General features: G+C 71.8%; 22 protein-coding genes and 7 tRNA genes. 18 read left to right on the top strand and 11 right to left on the bottom strand.

Annotation, left to right across the window (positions count from 1 at the left end):
* Window positions 1–9: 9 nt before the first annotated feature.
* A complete protein-coding gene (locus IG94_RS0114720; protein WP_052410693.1) occupies window positions 10–1,467 on the bottom strand; it encodes a serine/threonine-protein kinase in 1,458 nt (485 codons plus the stop codon).
* A gap of 588 nt (window positions 1,468–2,055) precedes the next feature.
* Here IG94_RS0114720 and IG94_RS0114725 point away from each other — a divergent pair.
* The 3 genes from IG94_RS0114725 (at window position 2,056) to IG94_RS0114735 (ending at window position 3,859) form a co-directional block, all read left to right on the top strand.
* Window positions 2,056–2,238, top strand: a complete 183-nt coding sequence (locus IG94_RS0114725) for a hypothetical protein (RefSeq protein WP_031035639.1) — start codon at window positions 2,056–2,058, stop codon at window positions 2,236–2,238.
* Between the two features lie 296 nt (window positions 2,239–2,534).
* Window positions 2,535–3,464 (top strand): phosphotransferase, encoded by a 930-nt coding sequence (locus IG94_RS0114730; protein ID WP_031035641.1) that lies wholly within the window; start codon window positions 2,535–2,537, stop codon window positions 3,462–3,464.
* Window positions 3,465–3,565: 101 nt separating this feature from the next.
* The gene (locus IG94_RS0114735; protein ID WP_078892300.1) at window positions 3,566–3,859 is read left to right on the top strand and encodes a TFIIB-type zinc ribbon-containing protein; all 294 of its coding nucleotides are present in this window, start codon (window positions 3,566–3,568) and stop codon (window positions 3,857–3,859) included.
* Window positions 3,860–3,943: 84 nt separating this feature from the next.
* On the opposite strand, the gene IG94_RS0114740 is transcribed toward IG94_RS0114735, so the two are convergent.
* The 5 genes from IG94_RS0114740 to IG94_RS0114760 form a co-directional block, all read right to left on the bottom strand.
* A tRNA-Val gene (locus IG94_RS0114740) sits at window positions 3,944–4,015 on the bottom strand.
* Between the two features lie 20 nt (window positions 4,016–4,035).
* Window positions 4,036–4,107 (bottom strand) — tRNA-Val (locus IG94_RS0114745).
* 52 nt (window positions 4,108–4,159) lie between these two features.
* Window positions 4,160–4,231 (bottom strand) — tRNA-Val (locus IG94_RS0114750).
* 1 nt (window position 4,232) lies between these two features.
* Window positions 4,233–4,306 (bottom strand) — tRNA-Cys (locus tag IG94_RS0114755).
* Window positions 4,307–4,344: 38 nt separating this feature from the next.
* Window positions 4,345–4,417: transfer RNA gene (locus tag IG94_RS0114760), tRNA-Gly, on the bottom strand.
* Between the two features lie 177 nt (window positions 4,418–4,594).
* Here IG94_RS0114760 and IG94_RS0114765 point away from each other — a divergent pair.
* The 3 genes from IG94_RS0114765 to IG94_RS0114775 all read left to right on the top strand — a co-directional run bounded on the left by IG94_RS0114765 (window position 4,595) and on the right by IG94_RS0114775 (window position 7,455).
* Entirely contained in the window at window positions 4,595–5,647 is a 1,053-nt protein-coding gene (locus tag IG94_RS0114765; protein ID WP_031035644.1) for a chorismate-binding protein, read from the top strand.
* Window positions 5,644–6,465 carry an aminotransferase class IV gene (locus tag IG94_RS0114770; RefSeq protein WP_031035646.1) on the top strand — a complete coding sequence of 274 codons (822 nt, stop codon included), beginning with the start codon at window positions 5,644–5,646 and terminating at the stop codon, window positions 6,463–6,465. The genes IG94_RS0114765 and IG94_RS0114770 overlap by 4 nt, the downstream gene beginning before the upstream one ends.
* A 165-nt stretch (window positions 6,466–6,630) precedes the next feature.
* Window positions 6,631–7,455, top strand: coding sequence for a GNAT family N-acetyltransferase (locus IG94_RS0114775; protein WP_031035648.1), 825 nt, complete (start codon window positions 6,631–6,633; stop codon window positions 7,453–7,455).
* 109 nt (window positions 7,456–7,564) lie between these two features.
* Here the strand turns inward: IG94_RS0114775 and IG94_RS0114780 are convergent, their stop codons facing one another.
* Entirely contained in the window at window positions 7,565–8,086 is a 522-nt protein-coding gene (locus tag IG94_RS0114780) for a DsbA family protein (RefSeq protein WP_031035651.1), read from the bottom strand.
* 192 nt (window positions 8,087–8,278) lie between these two features.
* On the opposite strand from IG94_RS0114780, the gene IG94_RS0114785 reads away from it, so the two are divergent.
* Complete coding sequence (locus tag IG94_RS0114785; protein ID WP_031035653.1) at window positions 8,279–8,743, top strand: hypothetical protein; 465 nt, start codon at window positions 8,279–8,281, stop codon at window positions 8,741–8,743.
* 162 nt (window positions 8,744–8,905) lie between these two features.
* A complete protein-coding gene (locus IG94_RS0114790; RefSeq protein WP_031035655.1) occupies window positions 8,906–9,085 on the top strand; it encodes a hypothetical protein in 180 nt (59 codons plus the stop codon).
* Between the two features lie 81 nt (window positions 9,086–9,166).
* Here the strand turns inward: IG94_RS0114790 and IG94_RS0114795 are convergent, their stop codons facing one another.
* On the bottom strand, window positions 9,167–9,727 hold the full coding sequence (locus tag IG94_RS0114795) for a CGNR zinc finger domain-containing protein (RefSeq protein ID WP_031035657.1): 561 nt from the start codon (window positions 9,725–9,727) through the stop codon (window positions 9,167–9,169).
* 394 nt (window positions 9,728–10,121) lie between these two features.
* Window positions 10,122–10,535: an SsgA family sporulation/cell division regulator gene (locus IG94_RS0114800; protein ID WP_004002642.1), complete on the bottom strand. Its 414-nt coding sequence runs from the start codon at window positions 10,533–10,535 to the stop codon at window positions 10,122–10,124.
* Between the two features lie 191 nt (window positions 10,536–10,726).
* On the opposite strand from IG94_RS0114800, the gene IG94_RS0114805 reads away from it, so the two are divergent.
* From IG94_RS0114805 to IG94_RS0114840, 8 genes are all read left to right on the top strand, one after another.
* Window positions 10,727–11,179, top strand: a complete 453-nt coding sequence (locus IG94_RS0114805) for a TIGR02611 family protein (RefSeq protein ID WP_031035661.1) — start codon at window positions 10,727–10,729, stop codon at window positions 11,177–11,179.
* Between the two features lie 79 nt (window positions 11,180–11,258).
* Window positions 11,259–11,330: transfer RNA gene (locus IG94_RS0114810), tRNA-Val, on the top strand.
* 357 nt (window positions 11,331–11,687) lie between these two features.
* The gene (locus tag IG94_RS0114815; protein ID WP_031035663.1) at window positions 11,688–12,977 is read left to right on the top strand and encodes an ABC transporter substrate-binding protein; all 1,290 of its coding nucleotides are present in this window, start codon (window positions 11,688–11,690) and stop codon (window positions 12,975–12,977) included.
* An 11-nt stretch (window positions 12,978–12,988) separates the two neighbouring features.
* Entirely contained in the window at window positions 12,989–13,978 is a 990-nt protein-coding gene (locus IG94_RS0114820) for a carbohydrate ABC transporter permease (protein ID WP_031035665.1), read from the top strand.
* Window positions 13,975–14,907: a carbohydrate ABC transporter permease gene (locus IG94_RS0114825; RefSeq protein WP_031035668.1), complete on the top strand. Its 933-nt coding sequence runs from the start codon at window positions 13,975–13,977 to the stop codon at window positions 14,905–14,907. The genes IG94_RS0114820 and IG94_RS0114825 overlap by 4 nt, the downstream gene beginning before the upstream one ends.
* 21 nt (window positions 14,908–14,928) lie before the next feature.
* The gene (locus IG94_RS0114830; RefSeq protein WP_031035669.1) at window positions 14,929–15,528 is read left to right on the top strand and encodes a hypothetical protein; all 600 of its coding nucleotides are present in this window, start codon (window positions 14,929–14,931) and stop codon (window positions 15,526–15,528) included.
* A 146-nt stretch (window positions 15,529–15,674) separates the two neighbouring features.
* On the top strand, window positions 15,675–16,133 hold the full coding sequence (locus IG94_RS0114835; protein ID WP_031035671.1) for an SRPBCC family protein: 459 nt from the start codon (window positions 15,675–15,677) through the stop codon (window positions 16,131–16,133).
* Window positions 16,134–16,172: 39 nt separating this feature from the next.
* Window positions 16,173–16,244, top strand: a tRNA-Val gene (locus IG94_RS0114840).
* A gap of 48 nt (window positions 16,245–16,292) precedes the next feature.
* Here IG94_RS0114840 and IG94_RS0114845 read toward each other — a convergent pair.
* Complete coding sequence (locus IG94_RS0114845; RefSeq protein WP_031035674.1) at window positions 16,293–17,018, bottom strand: 3'-5' exonuclease; 726 nt, start codon at window positions 17,016–17,018, stop codon at window positions 16,293–16,295.
* Window positions 17,019–17,463: 445 nt separating this feature from the next.
* On the opposite strand from IG94_RS0114845, the gene thrS reads away from it, so the two are divergent.
* The gene (thrS, locus tag IG94_RS0114850; protein ID WP_031035676.1) at window positions 17,464–19,440 is read left to right on the top strand and encodes a threonine--tRNA ligase; all 1,977 of its coding nucleotides are present in this window, start codon (window positions 17,464–17,466) and stop codon (window positions 19,438–19,440) included.
* 78 nt (window positions 19,441–19,518) lie between these two features.
* A complete protein-coding gene (locus tag IG94_RS0114855) occupies window positions 19,519–20,067 on the top strand; it encodes an HIT family protein (protein ID WP_031035678.1) in 549 nt (182 codons plus the stop codon).
* A 109-nt stretch (window positions 20,068–20,176) separates the two neighbouring features.
* On the opposite strand, the gene IG94_RS0114860 is transcribed toward IG94_RS0114855, so the two are convergent.
* The gene (locus IG94_RS0114860) at window positions 20,177–21,832 is read right to left on the bottom strand and encodes a hypothetical protein (RefSeq protein WP_031035680.1); all 1,656 of its coding nucleotides are present in this window, start codon (window positions 21,830–21,832) and stop codon (window positions 20,177–20,179) included.
* Between the last annotated feature and the right edge of the window lie 89 nt (window positions 21,833–21,921).

Genomic DNA, 21,921 nt, shown 5'->3' on the forward strand with positions numbered 1-21,921 from the left:
CGGCCGGCGTCAGCTCTCTGCGCCGCCGGGAAGGCCGCCCGGAACGCCGCCGGGCCCGTCCACCCGTTCCTGCTGCGCCGCCCGCACGCCGCCGTGGTCGTCGCCGAGCCCGCGCGACGGCCCCTGGCAGCCCTGCGCGGCGGCGATGCCCAGGGCGACGAGCAGCGTCACCACCACGAACACGAACAGCCGCTGCCGCAGCAGCCGCGGATTGGCGGGCCGCCGCCAACGGGTCCCCGTGGTCCTCCGCGCCGTACGGCCGCTCCCTCCGCGCGACGCGGGCCGTCCCCCGTCGGTGCGGGACGAGGCCCGGCCGGAGGTGTCCCTGGACCCGGACGCGGGCCGGGACGCCGACCGGCCACCCGCAGCGCCGCCCCGCGACGCCGTGCCGCCGCGCGAAGCGGAGCCGCCCCGCGAGGAGGCGCCGCCGCGCGAGGGGGCAGAGCCGCGGGAAGGGGCGGAGCCCCGCGACGGAGCCGAGCCCCGGGAGGCCGGACCCCGCGACCCCGACGTGCCGCGCGGCGCCGGAGTGCCCTGCGCGCGCCGCGGTGCCCGCTCCGGATACGTGTCGGCCAGCGGTCCCGTCGGCACATCCGCCTCCGCGGAGCGCGGCGCGGGCGGCCGGACGTCGGCCAGGCCCTGGGCCTCCCGGGCGGCGATCTCCTTGAGGCGCAGCGACAGCTGCAGGGTGCTGGGGCGTTCGTCGGGGTCCTTCGCCAGACACGCCCGGACCAGCGGGGCGAGGGCGTCCGGCACGCCGTGCAGCTGTGCCTCCTCGTGCACCACGCGGTACAGCATCACCTCGGAACTGCCGTGCCCGAAGGGGGAGTCGCCCATCGACGCGTACGCCAGCGTGGCCCCGAGCGAGAACACGTCCGTCGCCGGTGTGACCGCGGCACCGCGCACCTGCTCGGGCGCGAGGAACCCGGGGGAGCCGACGGCGGTCCCGACGTGCGTGAGCGTGGAGGCGCCCGTCGCCCAGGCGATGCCGAAGTCGATGATCCGCGGACCCTTCGGGGACAGCAGGATGTTGGACGGCTTCAGGTCCCGGTGCACCACCCCGGCCTCGTGGACGGCGACCAGCCCCTCGGACAGTGCGGCGCCCACGGCCGCGACGTCGGCCGCGACGAGCGGACCCCCGTCGGCGACCTTGTCGTGCAGGGAGGGGCCGGGCACGTACTGGGTGGCGAACCAGGGGCGGTCCGCCTCCAGGTCCGCGGCGACCAGCCGGGCGGTACAGCCGCCCCGGATGCGCCGGGCCGCCGAGACCTCACGCGCGAACCGCGACCGGAACTCCTGGTCCTCGGCGAGGTCCGGCCGGATCACCTTCAGCGCGACCCGCTGCCCCTTCTTGTCGGAGCCCAGGTAGACCACGCCCATCCCACCCGCGCCGAGCCGCCTGTGAAGCCTGAACGAGCCGACGACGCGCGGGTCCTCGCGCCTCAGGCGCATCATCGCCATGTTCATCCCCGCTGCCCGGTCCCTGTGACGAGCCACAGCTTACGTTTCCACGGCCGCCCGCGCGCAGAGGCCGCGCCCTCCCGGGACGACGGATTGTCAGTGCCGGGCGGGAGAGTTGAGAAGCGGTCAGGAACACCTGAGCGGTCCCGGTGCCGGGCCGCAGGTGATCCCAATGCCTCGGCACCGGGGGCGGATTGGAGTGGGGGAGGGAGGCGGGCCCGGGGCCCGCGGAGGCACCGGTCCGCGGCTCCGGACCGGCGGTGCGGCCGTGCCCGGGCCGGGGGCACCGGGGGAGAAGGGCCGCGTGTCGGGTCACCCGGAGTGAGCGAAGTCACCGGACACTACGGCGATACCGGGGCACGCTGGGCGCCCCGTGGGGGAAGACCCCGAGACCCGTGCGCAGGTCTCCACCCAGGGGAGTACACCGCAGGTGGCGGCTCATCCTCCTGGAGGCCCGGCAATCGGTACGAGGGCATGACGTTTGGCGATCGCCGGACACCTAGATTTGAGGTCAAGCGGCGGGTGCAGCACTCGTCCCCCGAGGTCAGACACCCGCCGCTGCACGAGACAACGGAATCGGTCAGGAGAGGGACCATGGCCCAGACGATGCCGCGGACGCTGGTCCGCACGCGGGAGAGCCGCCGTCAGGGCCGCCGCCACCCCGTGGTGGCGACACTCATGGCCCTGCCCCTGGCGGTCCTGCTCCTCCTCGTCTTCGACGGGTGGGAGACAGTGGCCACACAAGCGTCGTCCGTGGGTGTGGTGCTGGGGCGCTGAGCGGCGACCCCAGGCCCGGAAGAGCGGTCCGGGCGGGGACATCCACCCATGAAACCCCGTGGGGACGGGGGTGCGGCGGACGGCAAAATGCCGGCGCAGCTGGGGAGCTGCGCCGGCATTGCTCTGTCCGCGGCCGCCCGCACAGCCATCCCGAATACGGCACAGATGGCATCGACGGCACCGACGGCACCGACGGCACGGCGACCGGGTCCGCCGGCGGAACCGCCGGCGCTCCGCTCAACGGAACCGGCAGCGCTCCGCACAGGGGTGCGACGGCGGTGCGTACGCTCACCCCCGTGACCACGGACGCCCTCCTCCCCGCCCTGGAAGCCCGCGTCAGGGCGACGGCCCACGCCCGCACGCCGGCCTGCCCCTGCGGCGCGGCCACCCTCGCCGACCGCCCGGACGCCACCGTGGTCCGGCACGCCGGCACCGTCGCCAAGGCCCACGCGGCGGACGCCGACCCCGCCGGACTGGCCCTCCGTGTCACCGCCGCCGCCCGGCTGACCGGCGTACTCCTGCCGCCGCTCGCCGAGGCGCCCGTCGTTCTGCACGGGCGGCTCGTGACCTACTGGCCGTACGGCGAGCCCGTGGACGCGGAGGATCCGGACGCCGCGCCCTGGGAGGCCGCCGCCGGACTCCTCGCCCGCCTCCACCGCACGCCGATTCCCACCCCGGTGCCCGCCATGCGCGGCCCCGCGAAGGCGGCCCGCGCCGTCGAGCTGCTCCTGGACACCGCGCCCCACCACCCCGCCACCGCCCCCGTCGTGGCGGCCTGGTCCGCGCTGCCCGCCTGGGCCCGCGGCGAGGCCGCCATGCCGGGCCCGGCCGGGCTCTGCCACGGCGACCTCCACCTCGGCCAGCTCGTCCGCCACCCCGCGCCCGCGGGCCCCTGGCTCCTGATCGACATCGACGACCTCGGCACCGGCCCGCCGGCCTGGGACCTGGCGCGTCCGGCGGCCTGGTACGCCTGCGGCCTGCTCCCGCCCGACGAGTGGCACCGCTTCCTGACCGCCTACCGGGCGTGCGGCGGCCCCGCCGTCCCGCCCGACGGCGACCCCTGGCCGGCGCTGGACGTCCCGGCCCGCGCGCTCACCGCGCAGACCGCCGCGCGAGCCATAGCCAAGGCGGCCGCGGCGGACCGGCCGCTGGACGAGGTGGAGCGGTCCCTGGTCGACGCCTGCACGCGCATGCCCTCCGCCCGAGTCCCAGGCCCGCACTGTTGAGCCGGAGTTGGGCGAAGTAGTGTGCAACCGACCCGCGGCCGGACAGAGTCTGTCCTGGCGATACGCGAAGCAGACCCGACCGGCGAGGAGTTGAGCCGAGCATGCAGTGCCCCAAGTGTCACGCACCGATGCACACCTACAACCGCAACGGCGTTCAGATCGAGCAGTGCAGCGGCTGCCGCGGGATCTTCCTCGACTACGGCGAGCTGGAGTCGCTGACCCGCCTGGAGGCCCAGTGGTCCCAGCCCGCTCCGCCGCCGCCCGCCCCGCCCGTCGCCCCGCAGGCGTACCCGGCCCCGCAGGCCCCGGCCTGGGGCGCCCCGCACGGCGGTCACCACGGTCACTACGGCCACCACCGCCAGAAGGGCTTCGGCCGCATGCTCTTCTCCAGCTGATCCGTCGCGCGCGGGCCCGTCCGGACGGGCCCGCACACGACGAAGCCCCCTGCCGTACGGGACGGCCGGGGGCTTCGGGCGGTGTGGACGATACTGGGATTGAACCAGTGACCTCTTCCGTGTCAGGGAAGCGCTCTCCCGCTGAGCTAATCGTCCGGGACGGTGCGAGTGCTGCGTGCGCGATACTGGGATTGAACCAGTGACCTCTTCCGTGTCAGGGAAGCGCTCTCCCGCTGAGCTAATCGCGCGGAGATCCTGCGGATCACTGATCCCTGCGGACCGGTGATCCTCGCGGACCAGTGGACGATACTGGGATTGAACCAGTGACCTCTTCCGTGTCAGGGAAGCGCTCTCCCGCTGAGCTAATCGTCCTTGGAGGTGGAGACGGGATTTGAACCCGTGTAGACGGCTTTGCAGGCCGTTGCCTCGCCTCTCGGCCACTCCACCAGGAGTGTAGGGGACCCGGGAGGCCCCCCGTTCCTGCGAGCGGACGACGAGGTTCGAACTCGCGACCTCAACCTTGGCAAGGTTGCGCTCTACCAACTGAGCTACGTCCGCCTGTCGATGCGGTCCGCATGCGCGTCCCGGCGACGTGATGAACTCTAGCGGATACCGGGGCCAGTACAAAAACGCGTTTGCCCAGCGTGCTGCGGTGCGCCTGCTCGCGGACCTGGTCAGGGCCGCCGGAAGGACACGTTCGGGTCACCTCGGGGACACCGGCCTAGACTCGCCCACGTGCCCGACCTCCCGCCTCTCGCCCGCTTCGGCGACCGTCTCGCCACCGGACTCCTCGACGTCACGAGCGATCCCGCCGCCCTGGAGTCCGAGGGGTTCTGGGCCGTCTGCGCCGACTTCGACGGCCGCGCGACCTGCGCACGCTTCGCCGACGTACGCACTGAGCCGGTGCCGGCACCCGTGCCGGGACGGTGGCGGGGCCCGGCCGTCGACGACTGGACGTCCTCCCTCGACCACGCCGCGTACACGGCGGCCGTGGTGCGCATACGCGAGCACATCGCGGCCGGCGAGGTCTACCAGGCCAACCTCTGCCGGGTGCTCTCGGCGCCCGTAGGCCCGGACGCCGACGTGGACGCCCTCACCGCCCTGCTGGCCCGGGGCAACCCGGCGCCGTACGGCGGAACGATTCGGCTGCCCGGGCACGGCGTCGAGACGGCCACCGCGTCGCCCGAGCTGTTCCTGCGCCGCAGCGGCCGCACCGTCGAGTCCGGGCCGATCAAGGGAACCGGCCGGACCGAGGCCGACCTGCTGCAGAAGGACTACGCCGAGAACGTCATGATCGTGGACCTGGTTCGCAACGACATCGGGCGCGTCTGCGCCACGGGCAGCGTCACGGTCCCCGCCCTGTGCGCCGTCGAGAAGCACCCGGGCCTCGTCCACCTGGTGTCCACCGTGCGCGGCGAGCTGTCCGCGCGGGCCGGCTGGCCCGAGCTGCTCGCCGCCGCGTTCCCGCCCGGGTCCGTCACCGGCGCGCCCAAGTCCAGCGCCCTGCGGATCATCGACGCGCTGGAGACGGCGCCCCGGGGCCCGTACTGCGGAGGCATCGGCTGGGTCGACGCCGACCGGGGCACCGGCGAGCTGGCCGTCGGCATCCGCACCTTCTGGATCGACCGCGCCGCGGGGCTGCTGCGCTTCGGCACCGGCGCGGGCATCACCTGGGGCTCCGACCCGGAGGGCGAGTGGCGCGAGACCGAACTGAAGGCTTCCCGGCTGCTCGCGGTAGCGTCGGGGGCGTACGAGGTGAACGGAAGTGGAGAGGCGCTGGTGACGTGAAGATCTGGCTCGACGGCGGGCTGCAGGACATCGAGTCCGCCCGCGTCTCCGTCCTCGACCACGGGCTGACCGTGGGCGACGGCATCTTCGAAACGGTGAAGGCGGTGGACGGCAGGCCGTTCGCGCTGACCCGGCACCTGGACCGGCTGACCCGCTCGGCACGCGGTCTCGGGCTGCCCGATCCCGACCTCGACGAGGTCCGCCGCGCCTGCGCCGCCGTGCTGCGGGCCAACCCGGCTCCGCTGGGCCGGCTGCGCATCACGTACACCGGCGGCCACGGCCCCCTCGGCTCCGACCGCGGCGAGCACGGCCCGACCCTCGTCGTCGCCCTCGGCGAGACCGCCCGCCGCCCCGACTCCACGGCCGTGATCACGGTGCCCTGGACCCGCAACGAACGCGGCGCGCTCACCGGCCTGAAGACCACGTCCTACGCCGAGAACGTCGTCGCCCTCGCCCGCGCCCGCGAACGGGGCGCCTCCGAGGCGCTGTTCGGCAACACGGTGGGGCAGCTGTGCGAGGGCACCGGGTCCAACGTCTTCGTCGTCCTCGACGGCGAGATCCACACCCCGCCCGTCGCCTCCGGCTGCCTGGCCGGCATCACCCGCGCCCTGGCCGTCGAGTGGACCGGCGCCCGCGAGAGCGACCTCCCGCTGGACGTCCTGGACCGCGCCGACGAGGTCTTCCTCACCTCCACCCTGCGGGACGTACAGGCCGTGCACCGCGTCGACGACCGTGAACCGGCGGGCGCTCCGGGGCCGGTGACGGCGAAGGCCATGCGGATCTTCGAAGAGCGCTCCGCGGACGACCTGGACCCGTAAACCGGGCGGCACGGCGGCTGCACGGCACCGTCAGCGGCCCCTGCCCGGCGGTCGCACGACACGGGGACCGGCACCGGCCCCCGCGTCCCTCCCCGGCGGCCCGCGGCGGAGTACCGCGCGGAAATTGGGCTGCTCCCGGGGCGCGCGGTGGGTAGAACTGCCGTGATGACCACGACCCTGCGGCCAACCGAGCCGCTCCAGCGCGCCGCCGACGGGACGCGCTCGCGCCGCTACCAGGTGTGCGTGAACAGCCGTCCCGTCGGCGCGCTGCACCTCGCCACCTCCGCCGCCCTCGGCGACTCGATCGCCGTGATCCGCGAGCTCCGCATCGACGAGCCGGACCGCAGGCGCGGCAGGGGCACGGTGGCCGCGCTCGCCGCCGAGGAGGTCGCGCGCGGCTGGGGCTGCCGGCAGATCGAGGCGGGCGTCCCCGGCGGCGACGAGGCGGGGCCGCGGCTCGCGCAGGCGCTCGGCTACGCCCTGCGCAACCGCACCATGACCAAACCGCTGGGCGACACCCCGCCCGCCCTGCCCCCGGGCAGCCGGGGGCGGTCCATGACCCACGACGAGTTCCGCGCCTGGCAGACCCACGAGTCGGAGCAGTACGCCCGCGACTGGATCGGGCGCGGGGTGCCCGAGGCCGACGCGTACGCGAAGGCGCGCCGCGACCACGAGGTGCTCCTGCCCGACGGCCCGGACACGGAGAACGTGCGCTTCGAGGTGCTGGAGCACGAGGGAGCGCGGGTCGGTGTCCTGTGGCTGGCGCTGCACGAGGACCGGGCCTTCGTCTACGACGTCGAGGCCGACGCAGCCCACCGGGGGCGGGGGCACGGCCGCACACTGATGCTGCTGGCCGAGTCCCGCGCGCTCACGGCGGGCCGGTCCCTGATCGGCCTCAACGTCTTCGCCGGCAACACCCCGGCCGAGCGGCTCTACGACTCGCTCGGCTACACCACCACGCGGTACGTCTACTGCAAGCCGCTGCTGTGACGGCCCCGACCGGGCCGCCGCCGCGACGGCCCGGCCGTCAGAGCGCCGGTGTACGGGGGCGGGTGCCGGTGTGCGGGGCGGGTGCGGCCCAGTGCCAGGGCCGCCCGCTTCAGTCCCCCTGCCCGGCCGACAGCCGGTCGGCGATCTCCTCGACGCGCTCGCGCAGCCCCTCCTGACTCCTGCCGCCGTCGAGGCGCTCGCCGTCGATGACGTACGTCGGAGTGCCGGTCACGCCGATCGCCTTGCCCTCGGCCTGGTCGGCGTCGACGATCAGGATGTGCCGGCCGTCCACGAGGGCCGTGTCGACCTCCTCGGCGTCCATCCCCAACTCCCGGGCCACCTCGACCAGGAGGGGCTCCCCCCTGCGGTCCAGTTCGGCGACCCGGTCCAGAACGGCCTCGACGTACGGCCAGCCCCGCCCCTGGGCGAAGGCCTCCTCGGCCGCCTGCGCCGCGGCGAAGGCGTGCTTGTGCTTCTCCAGGGGGAAGTGCCGCAGACGCACTTCCAGACGGTCGCCGTAGCGGGCGCGCAGGGCGCGGACGTCGTCCAGGGCGGCGTGGCAGTCCGGGCACTGGAGCTCGCACCAGACGTCGAGGACGGGTGCGGAGGGGCCGGGGGAGGAGTCGCTCATGCGCCCATTCTCCCAGCCCGGTCGGCGGCGCCCCGACCGCGGTCGCTCCCGCGCCCACCGGCACCTGCGGAGGAGCGGACCCCGAGATCTCCCTGATCTCGCGCCTCCGGCATGGCCCCGTGGCGTCCGGACGGTGCAGGATGGAAGGGACGAAGTACTCACGCCCGACCCGAGCCAGCCCTGGAGGACCGGATGATTGCCGAGACCGTCTGCTCCGCGGTGTCCGCGGCCGGCCTGGGCATCGCGGCGGTCACCGCGTACCGCAGGCGTTTCCTCACCGCGGTGCGCATCGCCGCCTACTCACTGGTCCCGATCGGCCTGGTGATGACCGGGGTCGTGGAGTGGCTGGCCGACACCGCCTTCAGCCCGGTGGCCTGGGCGGGCTTCGGGGTTCTGGGCCTGGCCTGGCTCCTCTTCATGATCACGCGCACCGTGGAGCGCCGCCGCGGCGGCACCCGCAAGGAGCGCAAGGAGGCCCGTGCGGCGGCCCGGCGCGACGCCGTGGCGCCGACGGCCGCCGCGCCGGGAGCCTCGGCACCCTCCCTCGGCCCCGGGAACAGGCAGGCGGCCAAGCCCGCCTCCCGGCCCGCGGACACACCCCGCGGCGACGACGACTTCAGCGACATCGAGGCCATCCTCAAGAAGCACGGGATATGACCCGGCGTTCCTGGCCTGAAACGACACAGTGGTCCGACCCCGACAGAGCACGCTCCGTAACGATCACGATCCGAACCGACATTGAGACATTCAACGACCTCCCGGTCTTTACGGGCGTGCTGATCGCGTAGCCCCTGCTCGCTGCGTCATCATCGCCGCGAGATGCCGGACACCACTCAGCTGGATACCCAGCTGGACACGAGACAGAGCGAAACCGGGCGGACACAGAGTGAACCGCGCGGCTGCCTCTTCGCCCTATCCCAGCCACCGCTCATGATCTTCCTAGCGGTGATCGGGTGTCTGCTGCTCATGGCTTCGTTGCACGATCTGCTGTTGCTGTGAGCCAAACCCGCGCTCCCCGGCGCCACCCGCCGGGGGCCGCGTCGCCCCTTCGGGCATCCCGCCGCCGTCCACGGGCGCGGATCAGCCCGCCGCCTCCTTGCGCCGGGCCCGGTAGGCGGCCACGTGCAAGCGGTTGCCGCACGTACGGCTGTCGCAGTACCGCCGCGAGCGGTTGCGGGAGAGGTCGACGAAGGCGCGCCGGCAGTCGGGGGCCTCGCAGCGTCTCAGCCGCTCCTGCTCCCCGGCGACGACGAAGAAGGCCAGGGCCATCCCGCAGTCGGCGGCCAGGTGGTCGGCTACGGAGGCGCCGGGCGCGAAATAGTGGATGTGCCAGTCGTAGCCGTCGTGATCGGTCAGCCGCGGTGTGGTGCCCGCGGCAGCCACCAGGTCGTTGATCAGTCCGGCGGCGGCTCGGGCGTCGGGAGCGGCGAAGACCGCCGCGAACCGGCCGCGGATCCTGCGCACCGCCGAGAGGTCGAGCTCCGAGAGCATGCCGATGTCGCTGACCTCGTGCGTCCCCACGAACTCCTGGAGGGCCGCGACGTCCGCCAGCCCGTCCGTCGCGGACTCGTCCTCCGGCACGGTGTTCACCAGATCCACCACGGTGTCGAGGGCACACCGGGTGTCGTGGGTGATCAGCACACTTCGCTCCCTGGCCATGGGTCGGGCGGGCGCCCGTCGATGCTGGCCGATGGTAGTGCCATCCGCGGCGGGCAGGATCCGGCCGCGACAGCGGTCCGGCCGCCGGTTGCCCCTATCAACGGAGGCCGCCCCGACTTGGTTCCCCGCGCGAGCCCGGCGTCCCCCGCCGGGGCCCCGGCCCGCCGCGGCCGCCCTCCGGACCTCCCGGCCCGCGTCCGCCGGCCCGCCCCTCCTGACCTCGGTGCCGGTCTCCCGGTCCCCTCCCGCAGCACGCACCGGCGCCGCCGCGCGGGGATCCGCGGCGGCGACGCCGGTGTGTGCCGTATGCGGTTGTCCGGGCCCGTGCCGTCACCCCGAGCAGACGGCGACGGGCGACTTCTGCGGAGCCCCCGCCCTAGCTTTCCGCCAGGATGTGCGAGAGCTCCTGATCGAGATCGAAATGCCGGTGTTCCGTGCCGGGAGGCACGGCGGCGTCTGTGCGCTTCAGGAAGGACTCCAGGGCCCGCGCCGGGGCCTCGAGCAGTGCCTCGCCCTCCGGGGAGCTGAGAGCGATGCAGACGACGCCCTGGCCGTGACTGCGGGACGGCCAGACACGGACGTCGCCGGTCCCGGTGGGACGGTGGAGACCTTCGGCGAGGAGGTCGCGGGCGAACACCCACTCGACGGTCTCCTCGGCTCCGGTGTGGAAGGTGGCGTGCACGGCGTAGGGGTCGGCCGTGTCGTACCGCAGGCCTGCGGGGACAGGCAGGGAGGACTCGCTCGACACAACGAGGCGCAGGTGCAGCTCGCAGCTGACCGTGGTGTTCATAAGCGCCAGGGCCTTTCGCTCAGTGTGCGCTCGGGGATTCGCACGTCGGCGAAATCGACATGCCACCTACGGTGCCGTTGTAAACCCCTCTGAGGGTTTTGCGTGTGTTTAGGTAACTCTTCCGGCCGAGCGATCGTTCGGGTCCTGAGCCCATTCCGGTGACAGGTTTCGCTCCGGTAGTGTTTGGCCGTATGAACACGGGGAGTAACAAGCCCGGCGAGGCTGCTGTGGCGGAAGACCGTACGGGGACGGACGAGACCGAGGCGGAGCGCGCGCTCGGCTCGCGTGCGCCGGAGTTCGTCAAGGCGCGCCGTGCCCTGCACCTGAGCTGGCAGGTCGGCGTCTTCGTCGTCGGCCTCGCGGTCGTGGTGACCGGCATCATCATGCTGCCGCTGCCCGGACCGGGCTGGGTCGTGATTTTCGGCGGCATGGCGATCTGGGCGACCGAGTTCGTCTGGGCCCAGCTCGTGCTGCGCTGGACCAAGCGCAAGGTCACCGAGGCGGCGCAGCGTGCCCTCGATCCGAAGGTGCGGCGCCGGAACATCATCCTGACCGCGATCGGCGTTGTGATCATCGCCGTACTGGCCGGGATCTACCTGTACAAGTTCGGCCTCCAGATGCCCTGGAAGATCAAGGACCAGTGAGGGCCCGCGAGGGTGCGGTGTCCCGGCTCTCCGTTGGTCACGGGCACCCCTGACATGGGGTAATGTTCTTCCTGCGTCCGGGCGATTAGCTCAGTGGGAGAGCGCTTCGTTCACACCGAAGAGGTCACTGGTTCGAACCCAGTATCGCCCACCGGATCATCAGCGGCCCGCTCACGATCGTGAGTGGGCCGCTGCGCTGTGCGCGGCCGCACCCGAGGCCGGCGCTCGGCCGTCTTCACCCAACCGTGACCCGGGAGAGCGCGGCCCGGTGGCCGGGCGCGCGCGTTCGGTCCGTCGGTCACGCGGCGCGGACCTGGACGTTCTCCGGCTTTCGCGAAGACCTTTCCGCGATGGCCGTTCGCGGCCTTCGCGCACCCCGCCCATCAATTCCTGCGGGAGTCATTGACGCGCCTACGGACCCTCCGTACCTTGTGCCAGCAAGCGCTTACTTGAAACGATTCATCCAAACGGTTCATGCAGCGGCAAGCCGCATCGCGAGGAGGCTCGTATGCAGCAGGGCGGGAATGTCGGACGGCGGACGGTTCTCAAGGCGGCCGGGGGTTCGCTGGCCGTCGCGGGGCTGGGAGCCACGGCCACCGCGTGCGGCGGCGGCAGCGGTTCGGGGGACGGTACGGTGACGATCCGTTACTCCTGGTGGGGTGCGGAGGACCGGGCCGAGCGCATCAACAAGACCATCGCCCTCTTCGAGAAGAAGTATCCGAAGATCAAGGTCAAGACCGACTTTCAGCCGTACACCGACTTCTGGAAGAAGTTCAACACGCAGGCCTCCGGTGGGAACCCGCCGGACGTCTTCCAGAATGCCATCGGATTCCTGCGCAAATACGACGCGAAGAACGTTCTGCTCGATCTCAGCCGGCAGGTCGAGGCGAAAAACCTCTCCATGGACGGATTCCGCGCCGGTCTCGAGAAGTTCGGCGAGATCGACGGCAAACTCCTGGGAGTTCCCGTCGGTTCGAACTCGATGGCCCTGGTCATCGACAAGCCCGTCTACACCCGGGCCGGCGTGAAGCCCGAACAGGGGTGGACGTGGGACGACTTCGACGAGGCGATGGCGAAGATCCGCGACAGGACCGGCCGGGCCGGCGACAGCGGGATGTACGGCGTCATGTACCTCTACGACCTGTACCTGCGCCAGAGCGGCAAGGCCTTCTTCACCGAGGACGGGCTCGGCTTCACCGAGGCGGACCTGACCGCGTGGTGGACCAAGGCGGAGAAGGGCGTCGAGGCCGGCCTGTTCGCCGACGCCAAGAAGGTCGCCCAGATCAAGCCCAAGGCGGCACTCTCCGCCGAACTGGCCGGCTCCGAATTCACCTGGGACAATTTCACCGTCCGCTACACCTCCGAGGGCAGGAGCGAGTACGGGCTCGCGCCGATCCCCACCACGGACGGCAAGCGGACCGGCCAGTACCTCGGCTCGCTGATGCTCAGCGGCTACAAGCGCACCGAACACCCCGAAGAAGTCGCCCGGTTCATCGACTTCATGGTGCACGACCCCGAGGTCGCCAGGATCATGGGCTACGACCGGGGAGTTCCCACCACCCAGGCCCAGTGGGACGCCTACCGGCCGACCGACCCGGTCAACAGAGCCATCGCCGCCTACGAGGAGTCCCTCGTCGAGTCCGGCGTCCTGGAGCAGATCACCCCGCACCCCAACGGCGCCGACATCTGCGAGGCCGCGTTCCTGCGCATCGCCGAGGAGATGGCGCTCGGCTCACGGTCGGTCGAGGAGGCCGTGCGGCAGTTCTTCACCGAGTCGAAGACGGCGCTCGCCGGCTGAGGGGACGCACCGTGACACACGCCTCCGCACTGGAGGACCCGGTCCGGGCAGCCGCCCCGCGGCACCGTCCGGCGAAGTCCCCGCGGCCCGCCGGACCGAAGGGCCGGGGCCGCCGGGAGAACCTGGCCGGCTACCTCTTCATGTCCCCCTGGATCGCCGGCTTCCTGCTGCTGACCGCGGGACCGATGGCCGCCTCGCTCTACTTCGCGTTCACCGACTACAACCTGTTCGACGCCCCCAGGTGGATCGGCCTGGACAACTTCTCCGAGATGTTCGGCGACCCCCGCTGGCGCCACTCGGTCCGCGTCACCCTCTGGTACGTCGTCGTCGGCACGCCCGTCAAGCTGCTCGCCGCGCTCGGGGTCGCACTGCTGCTGGCGCAGAAACGCCGCGGACAGGCGTTCTACCGGGCCGCGTTCTACGCCCCGTCACTGATCGGCGCGAGCGTCTCCGTCGCCATCGTGTGGAAGGCGATCTTCTCGGACGACGCGATCGTGGACCGTACGCAGCAGCTCTTCGGGATCGGCGCCGGCGGCTGGACCGGCGACCCCGAGCTGATCATCTACAGCCTCGTGGCGCTCACCGTCTGGCAGTTCGGCGCCCCGATGGTGATCTTCCTGGCCGGTCTCAAGCAGGTCCCGCGCGAACTGTACGAGGCGGCCGACGTGGACGGGGCGGGAAAGGCACGCCAGTTCTGGAGCATCACGCTGCCGATGATCTCCCCCGTCCTCTTCTTCAACGTCCTGCTGGAGACGATCCACTCCTTCCAGATCTTCAGCTCCGCGTACATCGTCGGCGGCGGCGCCGGAGGCAACGCCTGCGGTCCGGCGGACGGCACGATGGTCTACACCTGCTACCTGTACGTCCAGGGCTTCGAGAACAGCCGCATGGGCCTCGCGTCCGCCATGGCCTGGATGCTCCTCGTCGCGGTCGCCCTGGTCACCGCGGTGCTGTTCTGGTCCCAGAAACGCTGGGTGCACTACGAGGAGGGCGCCCGATGAGCACGCGGGCCACCGACACCACGCGGGCCACCGACACCACGCGGGCAACCGACGACGCACCGCCGCCCCCGCCCGCCCCTACCGCGGCGCTGCGGCGCCGGCTGCCCGGGTCGCTCGCCTGGCACCTCGGGTCGCTGGCGCTCCTCGCCGTGATCCTCTACCCGGTGCTCTGGGTGATCGGCGGCTCCTTCAAGGAGAGCGGCGACATCGTCGGCAGCCTGGACCTCTTCCCGGGCGACCCGATCACCTCCAACTACACCAGCCTGGCCGACGGCATCGCGGACGTCTCCGTCTCCACCTTCTTCTACAACTCGCTCTTCCTCGCCGTCGGTTCGGTGATCGGGATCGTGGCGTCCTGCTCGCTGACGGCGTACGCCTTCGCCAGGATCAGGTTCGCGGGCCGCAACCTGCTGTTCACGCTGATGATCGGCACGCTGCTGCTGCCGTACCACGTGCTGCTGATCCCGCAGTACGTGCTCTTCCGCAACCTGGACATGATCAACACGTACACCCCGCTCCTGCTGGGCAAGTACCTGGCCACCGAGGCCTTCTTCGTCTTCCTGATGGTGCAGTTCATGCGCAACCTGCCCAGGGAACTGGACGAGGCGGCCCGCCTCGACGGCTGCGGGCACCTGCGCATCTACTGGTCGATCGTGCTCCCGCTGTGCCGCCCGGCCCTGATCACCAGCGCCATCTTCACCTTCATCAACGCCTGGAACGACTTCATGGGCCCGCTGATCTACCTGAACGAGCCGGGCAAGTACACCGTCTCCCTCGGCCTGAAGATGTTCGTGGACCAGGAGGGCCTGGCGAACTACGGCGGCATGATCGCCATGTCGCTCGTCGCGCTGCTGCCGGTCCTCGCCTTCTTCCTGGCCTTCCAGCGCCATCTGATCGACGGCATGGCGACGTCCGGCCTGAAGGGCTGAGGTGAACCTCGTGACCGACGCATGACCGAGGCGCGTGCCGAGGCCCGTCCGGAACCGGGGGAGTCCCGGTTCTCCCGGGGCTTCGCCCTGTTCGCCGAGTGCCTGCTCACCGGCGTGTGGATCGCACTGGCGGCGCTGCCGCTGGTCACCGGCCCTGCCGCGTTCGCGGCCGGTGCCCGCCACCTCCGGCGTCGACTGGCCCACGAGCGCGGCGGCTTGCGGGAGTTCACGGCCGACTTCCGGGCCGCGGTACGCCGCGGGTGGCTTGTCGGGGTCGCCGGCTGGGCCGCCCTCGCCGTGGTGTGGGTCGACGTGCGAGCCGTACGGGACGGCCTGCCGGGCGGACCGCTGGTCGGCAGCGTCGGCGTGCTCGCCCTGATCGGCGCCGCCGTCGCCGGACTGCGCGCGGCGGCGCTCTGGCGGCCCGGCGCCTCCTGGCGGGCACTGCTCGCGAGGGCCGGCCGCCACACCGTGCTCGACCCCGCCGGCTCCTTCCTGCTCGTCGGCGGGCTGGCCGTCGTGGCCTGCTCCGCCTGGTTCAGCGCACCGCTGGCCGTCGCCGTCCTCGGAGCCGTCGCCGCGGCGGCCGTCGCCGTGGAGGAACGCCACCGGCGCCGCTGACGGCGGCGGACCGGCCCGGGCAGGCGTCCCGGCACCGGCCCGCCGGCCCAGGGAGCGGCCGCCTCCGACGTCCGGAACCTCGCACTCCCGGGGGACAGGACGCCGTAACGCCCCGTACCGGACGGCGACCCGGGCACACTGCGGACGTGGACTGGAACCATTACCGCTTCCGCAGCCTGTGGCCGCTTCCCGGCCCCGCCCCGCGGGTCTACCGGGCACTCGAACGGATCGAGGACTACCCCACCTGGTGGCCCCAGGTGCGCGAGGTCACCCGGCTCGACGACACCAGCGGGCTCCTGCGGGTGCGGTCCCTCCTCCCGTACGACCTGACCTCGACCCTCAGGGAGGGCCGACGCGACCCGGCGGCCGGGGTGCTGGAGGTCGCGATGAGCGGCGACATGGAGGGCTGGGCACGCTGGACCGTCGTCCCGCGCGGCTTCGGCACCCTCGCCCGCTACGACCAGGAGGTCGAGGTGCGCAAACCCCTGCTGCGCCGCCTCGCCGTGCCGGGGCGGCCCCTGTTCCGGGCCAACCACCGGCTGATGATGCGGGCGGGGCGGCGCGGCCTGGCCGAGCACCTGGAGGGCGGTCGGCAAGCGGTTTGATGGAAACGCGCGCGGCCCTGTATGGTTCAGTGCGTTCACGGGCGATTAGCTCAGTGGGAGAGCGCTTCGTTCACACCGAAGAGGTCACTGGTTCGAACCCAGTATCGCCCACCCGTGAAGGGCCGGTCCGTCGCAAGACGGACCGGCTTCTTCGTGCGCTCACGCCGCCGCCGGCAGGCCCGGCCTGAGCGGCCAGGCCGGGTCCACCGGCTCCTCCGTGCCGTTCAGCGCGAACCAGGCCTGCAGCCCCCGGGCCTGCCCCGCGTGCCAGACCGCCTGGAGCGAGTGCAGCTCGGCGGGGGAGAGGCGCTCCAGCCGCGCCGGGAACCGGCGCCCGAGCGCCCGTACGACCTCCAGCGCGGCCTGCGCGTCGGCCGCCGCCTCGTGCGCGTCGGTCAGCTCCACGCCGTAGTGCGCACAGAGGTCGGTGAGGGTGCGGCGGCCCTTGCGGTACCGGTCCAGCTGTTTGTCGAGCACCCGCGGGTCCAGCACGTGCAGCGGCGTCCGCTCCAGCCAGCGGCCGAGCGACGAGGCGCGGTGCCGGCGCAACTCCCGGTCCAGCAGGGTGAGATCGAAGGGCGCGTTCATCACCACGAGCGGGCGTCCCACCCGGGCCTGCTCGAACAGCGCCTCGGCCATCTCGTACATCACCGGCGCGGGCCACCGTCCGTGGCGCTGCACGTGCTCCTCGGTCAGCCCATGCACCGCCGTCGCCGACAGGGGCACCGGCACGCCGGGGCTCACCAGCCACCGCGTCGCACGAGGCCGCAGCCCCGACGCGTCCTGCACGACGAGGGCCGCCGACACGATCCGGTCGGTCTCGGCGTCCACGCCCGTGGTCTCCGTGTCGAAGGCGGCCAGCGGCCCCTCGAACCAGCTCGTCATAGGGCACTCAACTCCTCGTCCGCACACGGCGGCTGACGCGCCGCTCACTGCCCCGGTCCGGTGATACCCGGACTGTCGCGACATACGCCGGAAAGGCCCAACAGGAAGACAAGTTATTGCAGTTGAGGTGTCGGAGGTCACAACGTGTCGGCACCGTCCGACTGTTCACCACGGCCGCGACACGGCTCGTGCGGGGAGCCCGCGCGGGCGGTGGCCGCGGGGCGCCGGGACCGGGCGCCGGTCGGCGCCGAGATGTCGCCCGCGCGGGGCCCGCCGGACGAGAGCGGGCGAGGGCCGGCGGCGGGACCGTACCGGGGCCGGCGGAACGGACGGGGCGAGCGGGCCCAGGGAACTGTTTCGCGATGGACCGGGCCGGGTCGGTACGATCGACCCATGCGTGCGCTCCGGTATGGCGCCGCAGCCCCACTTCAGTCAGGAGAGACCGGTGTCAGACGTCCGTGTGATCATCCAACGCGATTCCGAGCGGGAAGAGCGCGTGGTGACGACGGGCACTACGGCCGCCGAGCTCTTCGCCGGCGAGCGCTCGGTCATCGCCGCCCGCGTGGCCGGTGAGCTCAGGGACCTCGCGTACGAGGTCGGGGACGGCGAGACCGTCGAGGGCGTCGAGATCTCCTCCGAGGACGGCCTGAACATCCTGCGCCACTCCGCCGCGCACGTCATGGCGCAGGCCGTGCAGGAGCTGTTCCCCGACGCCAAGCTCGGCATCGGCCCGCCCGTCAAGGACGGCTTCTACTACGACTTCGACGTCAAGGAGCCCTTCCACCCCGATGACCTCAAGGCCATCGAGAAGAAGATGCAGGAGATCCAGAAGCGCGGCCAGCGCTTCTCGCGCCGGGTCGTCACCGACGACGAGGCCCGCGAGGAGCTCGCCGACGAGCCGTACAAGCTGGAGCTGATCGGCCTCAAGGGCTCCGCCTCCCACGACGACGGCGCGGACGTCGAGGTCGGCGCCGGCGAGCTGACCATCTACGACAACCTCGACCCGAAGACCGGCGACCTGTGCTGGAAGGACCTCTGCCGGGGCCCGCACCTGCCCACCACCCGCAACATCCCGGCCTTCAAGCTGATGCGCAATGCCGCCGCCTACTGGCGCGGCAGCGAGAAGAACCCGATGCTCCAGCGCATCTACGGCACCGCCTGGCCCACCAAGGACGAGCTGAAGGCGCATCTGGAGTTCCTCGCCGAGGCCGAGAAGCGCGACCACCGCAAGCTGGGCAGCGAGCTGGACCTCTTCTCCATCCCGGAGCAGATCGGCTCCGGCCTCGCCGTCTTCCACCCCAAGGGCGGCATCATCCGCCGGGTCATGGAGGACTACTCGCGGCGCCGGCACGAGGAGGAGGGCTACGAGTTCGTCTACACCCCGCACGCGACCAAGGGGAAGCTCTTCGAGACCTCGGGCCACCTGGACTGGTACGCCGACGGCATGTACCCGCCCATGCAGCTCGACGAGGGCGTGGACTACTACCTCAAGCCCATGAACTGCCCGATGCACAACCTGATCTTCGACGCGCGCGGACGCTCCTACCGTGAGCTGCCGCTGCGCCTGTTCGAGTTCGGCACCGTGTACCGGTACGAGAAGTCGGGCGTCGTGCACGGCCTGACCCGGGCCCGTGGCTTCACGCAGGACGACGCGCACATCTACTGCACCCGCGAGCAGATGTCCGAGGAGCTCGACAAGACGCTCACCTTCGTCCTGAACCTGCTGCGGGACTACGGTCTGACCGACTTCTACCTGGAGCTGTCCACCAAGGACCCGGAGAAGTTCGTCGGCAGCGACGAGGCCTGGGAGGAGGCCACCGAGACGCTGCGCCAGGTCGCGGAGAAGCAGGGCCTGCCCCTGGTCCCGGACCCGGGCGGCGCCGCCTTCTACGGGCCGAAGATCTCCGTCCAGGCCAAGGACGCCATCGGCCGCACCTGGCAGATGTCGACCATCCAGCTCGACTTCAACCTGCCGGAGCGCTTCGACCTGGAGTACACCGGCGCGGACGGCGCCAAGCAGCGCCCGGTCATGATCCACCGCGCGCTGTTCGGCTCCATCGAGCGGTTCTTCGCGGTGCTCCTGGAGCACTACGCGGGCGCCTTCCCGGCGTGGCTCGCTCCGGTGCAGGCGGTGGGGATCCCGATCGGCGACGCGCACGTCGGGTACCTGGAAGAGTTCGCCGCCGCCGCCAAGAAGCAAGGGCTGCGCGTCGAGGTCGACTCGTCCTCGGACCGGATGCAGAAGAAGATCCGCAACGCCCAAAAGCAGAAGGTGCCCTTCATGGTCATCGCGGGCGACGAGGACATGGCGAACGGTGCCGTCTCCTTCCGCTACCGCGACGGTTCCCAGGAGAACGGCATCCCCGTCGACGACGCCATCGCCAAGATCGCGAAGGTCGTGGAGGAGCGGGCGCAGGTCTGACCCGCGTCACGCAGGGCCCCCGGGGGAGATCCCGGGGGCCTTTCCCGTCCCCCGGGTGCGACGCCATATGCTGCACGCATGACGAGTGAGCCGGAGCAGCAGCTGGGAGTGGGGACGCCGGACGCGTTCCAGCGTCTGTGGACGCCCCACCGGATGGCCTACATCCAGGGTGAGAACAAGCCGAGCGGCCCCGGGGCCGACGACGGCTGCCCCTTCTGCTCGATCCCGGCCAAGTCCGACGAGGACGGGCTCGTCGTGCGGCGCGGCGAGCACGTGTACGCGGTGCTCAACCTCTACCCGTACAACGGCGGGCACCTGATGACGGTCCCGTACCGCCACGTCGCCGACTACACGGAGCTGAACGCCGTGGAGACCGCGGAGCTGGCCGAACTGACCAAGCAGGCGATGACGGCGCTGCGCGCCGCCTCCGGTGCCCACGGCTTCAACATCGGCATGAACCAGGGCTCCGTGGCGGGCGCGGGCATCGCGGCCCACCTGCACCAGCACGTGGTGCCCCGCTGGGGAGGCGACACCAACTTCCTCCCCGTGATCGGCCACACCAGGGTCCTGCCCCAGCTCCTGGGCGACACCCGCAAAATGCTGGCGGACGCCTGGCCGACGGCCTGAGCATCCAGCCCGTCCGGCGTTTGAGGACGAGGCCGTCCAGGCCGAAGCGGGGTCTGGGGGCGCAGCCCCCAGGGACGCCCACCCCAGCACCCCGCCGACCGCCGGAGGCCTACGCGTCGTAGACGTCCGCCTTCTTCGGCGCGGCTTCCTGGACGGCTCCGCTCAGGCCGCCCGCGCGGGCACCGAACTTCTCCGTGTCCACGCCGTTCTCCTTCAGCACCTTGATCGCCGCCGTGTGCACCGCCCGGAGCACCGGCGTGGCCGCGCGCAGCGCGTCGTCCGCCATGAAGCGGTGGCGCCAGGGCCGGTCCGCCCAGGCGTGCCGCAGACCGAAGGGCTCGGGCAGGGAGAGCTTCCCGCCGAGCCAGTAGAGCAGCGGCGGGTACCACGTCAGCGGCGCCCGCGCGGTCAGCCGCACCACCTCGTCGGCGTCGACCAGCGGGAGCTTCACCGTGCGGGTCTCCCAGAACCTGACCGACTTCTGGACCTGCTTCTCCTTGGCGGCGGGCTTGCTGGTGAACAGGCTGTGCACCGGTCCCAGCGCATGGCCGGTGACCTCGATGCGCAGCGTCTCGTGCAGCACCGTCACCGTGATCAGCATGGAAAGGATCAACTGACCGTCCCACAGCGTCCACTGCACGCCGAGGTAGTGCCGGTCGCCCGCGCCGAACTGCTGTTTGTCGCAGATCTCCTGTATGGCGTGCTGCTTGACCTGGTACGCCTCTACGTCGGTACCGTCGGGCCGGGACACCGAGCCGGCGTTCTCACCGATCGGGGTGACGACCCAGTGCTTCACGCTCGGCTTGGGGAAGCCGCCGGTGTGCAGCGGGCCGCGCTCCAGCATGCGCAGCCGGTCGTGGACGGCCTTGATGACGTCCCAGCTGCGGAACGGGTTGATCTCCCGGTCAGGGTCGACCGGGACCAGCTCCTCCGCCAGCTGCCAGCTGCCCCACCGGGTGCCCATGCCGAGTATCCCCTTGGGGCCGGCGTAGAAGACGGAGTTGGACTGCTGCTCGGCGCCGAGCCGGGCCAGTGACTGCCGCAGTTCCTCGGCGGCCTTCTCGCCGGGGCTGCTCGGCACCGCCTCGGGAATCTTCGCCCCGACGCCCGAGCCGGAGAGCAGACCGCTCCAGCGCTCCCTGAGGTCGTGGGCCGTGCGCTCGCAGATGCGCTTGGCCCAGAACCAGCCGATCACCGGCGCGACGACGCAGGCACGCGCGTACCAGGCCCAGAAGCCGCTGAAGGGCATCTTGAGCAGGAAGAGCACGGCGAGGGCGCCGATCCCGAGCAGCAGCGCGGTGGCGAGCGCGCCGGCCCGCTTGTCCTCGCGCCTGGCCATGGTGGTGCGGATCTGGAAGACCAGCAGCCAGATCAGCAGCCCCGGCAGGAACAGCAGTCCGCAGATCACCATGACGGCACTGAGCCAGTTGTCCCGGTCCCTGCGGATGCGGTGCGCGGCGAGGCTGTGCTCCACGACCACCTGCGGCTGGGCACCGAAGGACTGGATCAGCGGAGCCCGGCCGGAACCCAGCATCCGGTCGATGATCGCCCGGGAGAACGCCTCGCCCAGGTTGGGCCGGAACAGCTTGATCTTGGGTTTGCTCACGGCCGACTTGTGCCACTCGCTGTTGGCCTTGAGTATCTCGTCGGCCTCGCTGTCCCGGTAGGCGGCCGAGGCCAGCGCGAAGGTGGCCGTCTGGCCTCCGTCGTCCGTACGCGGCACCTGCGGTCCGAAGAAGTCCGCGTAACCGCCGTCAACGGTCATTCCCGCCCCCGATCGCCACCACTGTTCGCTCCTGCGGCCTTCCCGACTTCCCTGCCCCGCACACCTGTTGATCTGGTCATCAGCGTATC

The organism is Streptomyces olivaceus (assembly GCF_000721235.1).
In the GTDB taxonomy this organism is placed as follows: domain Bacteria; phylum Actinomycetota; class Actinomycetes; order Streptomycetales; family Streptomycetaceae; genus Streptomyces; species Streptomyces olivaceus.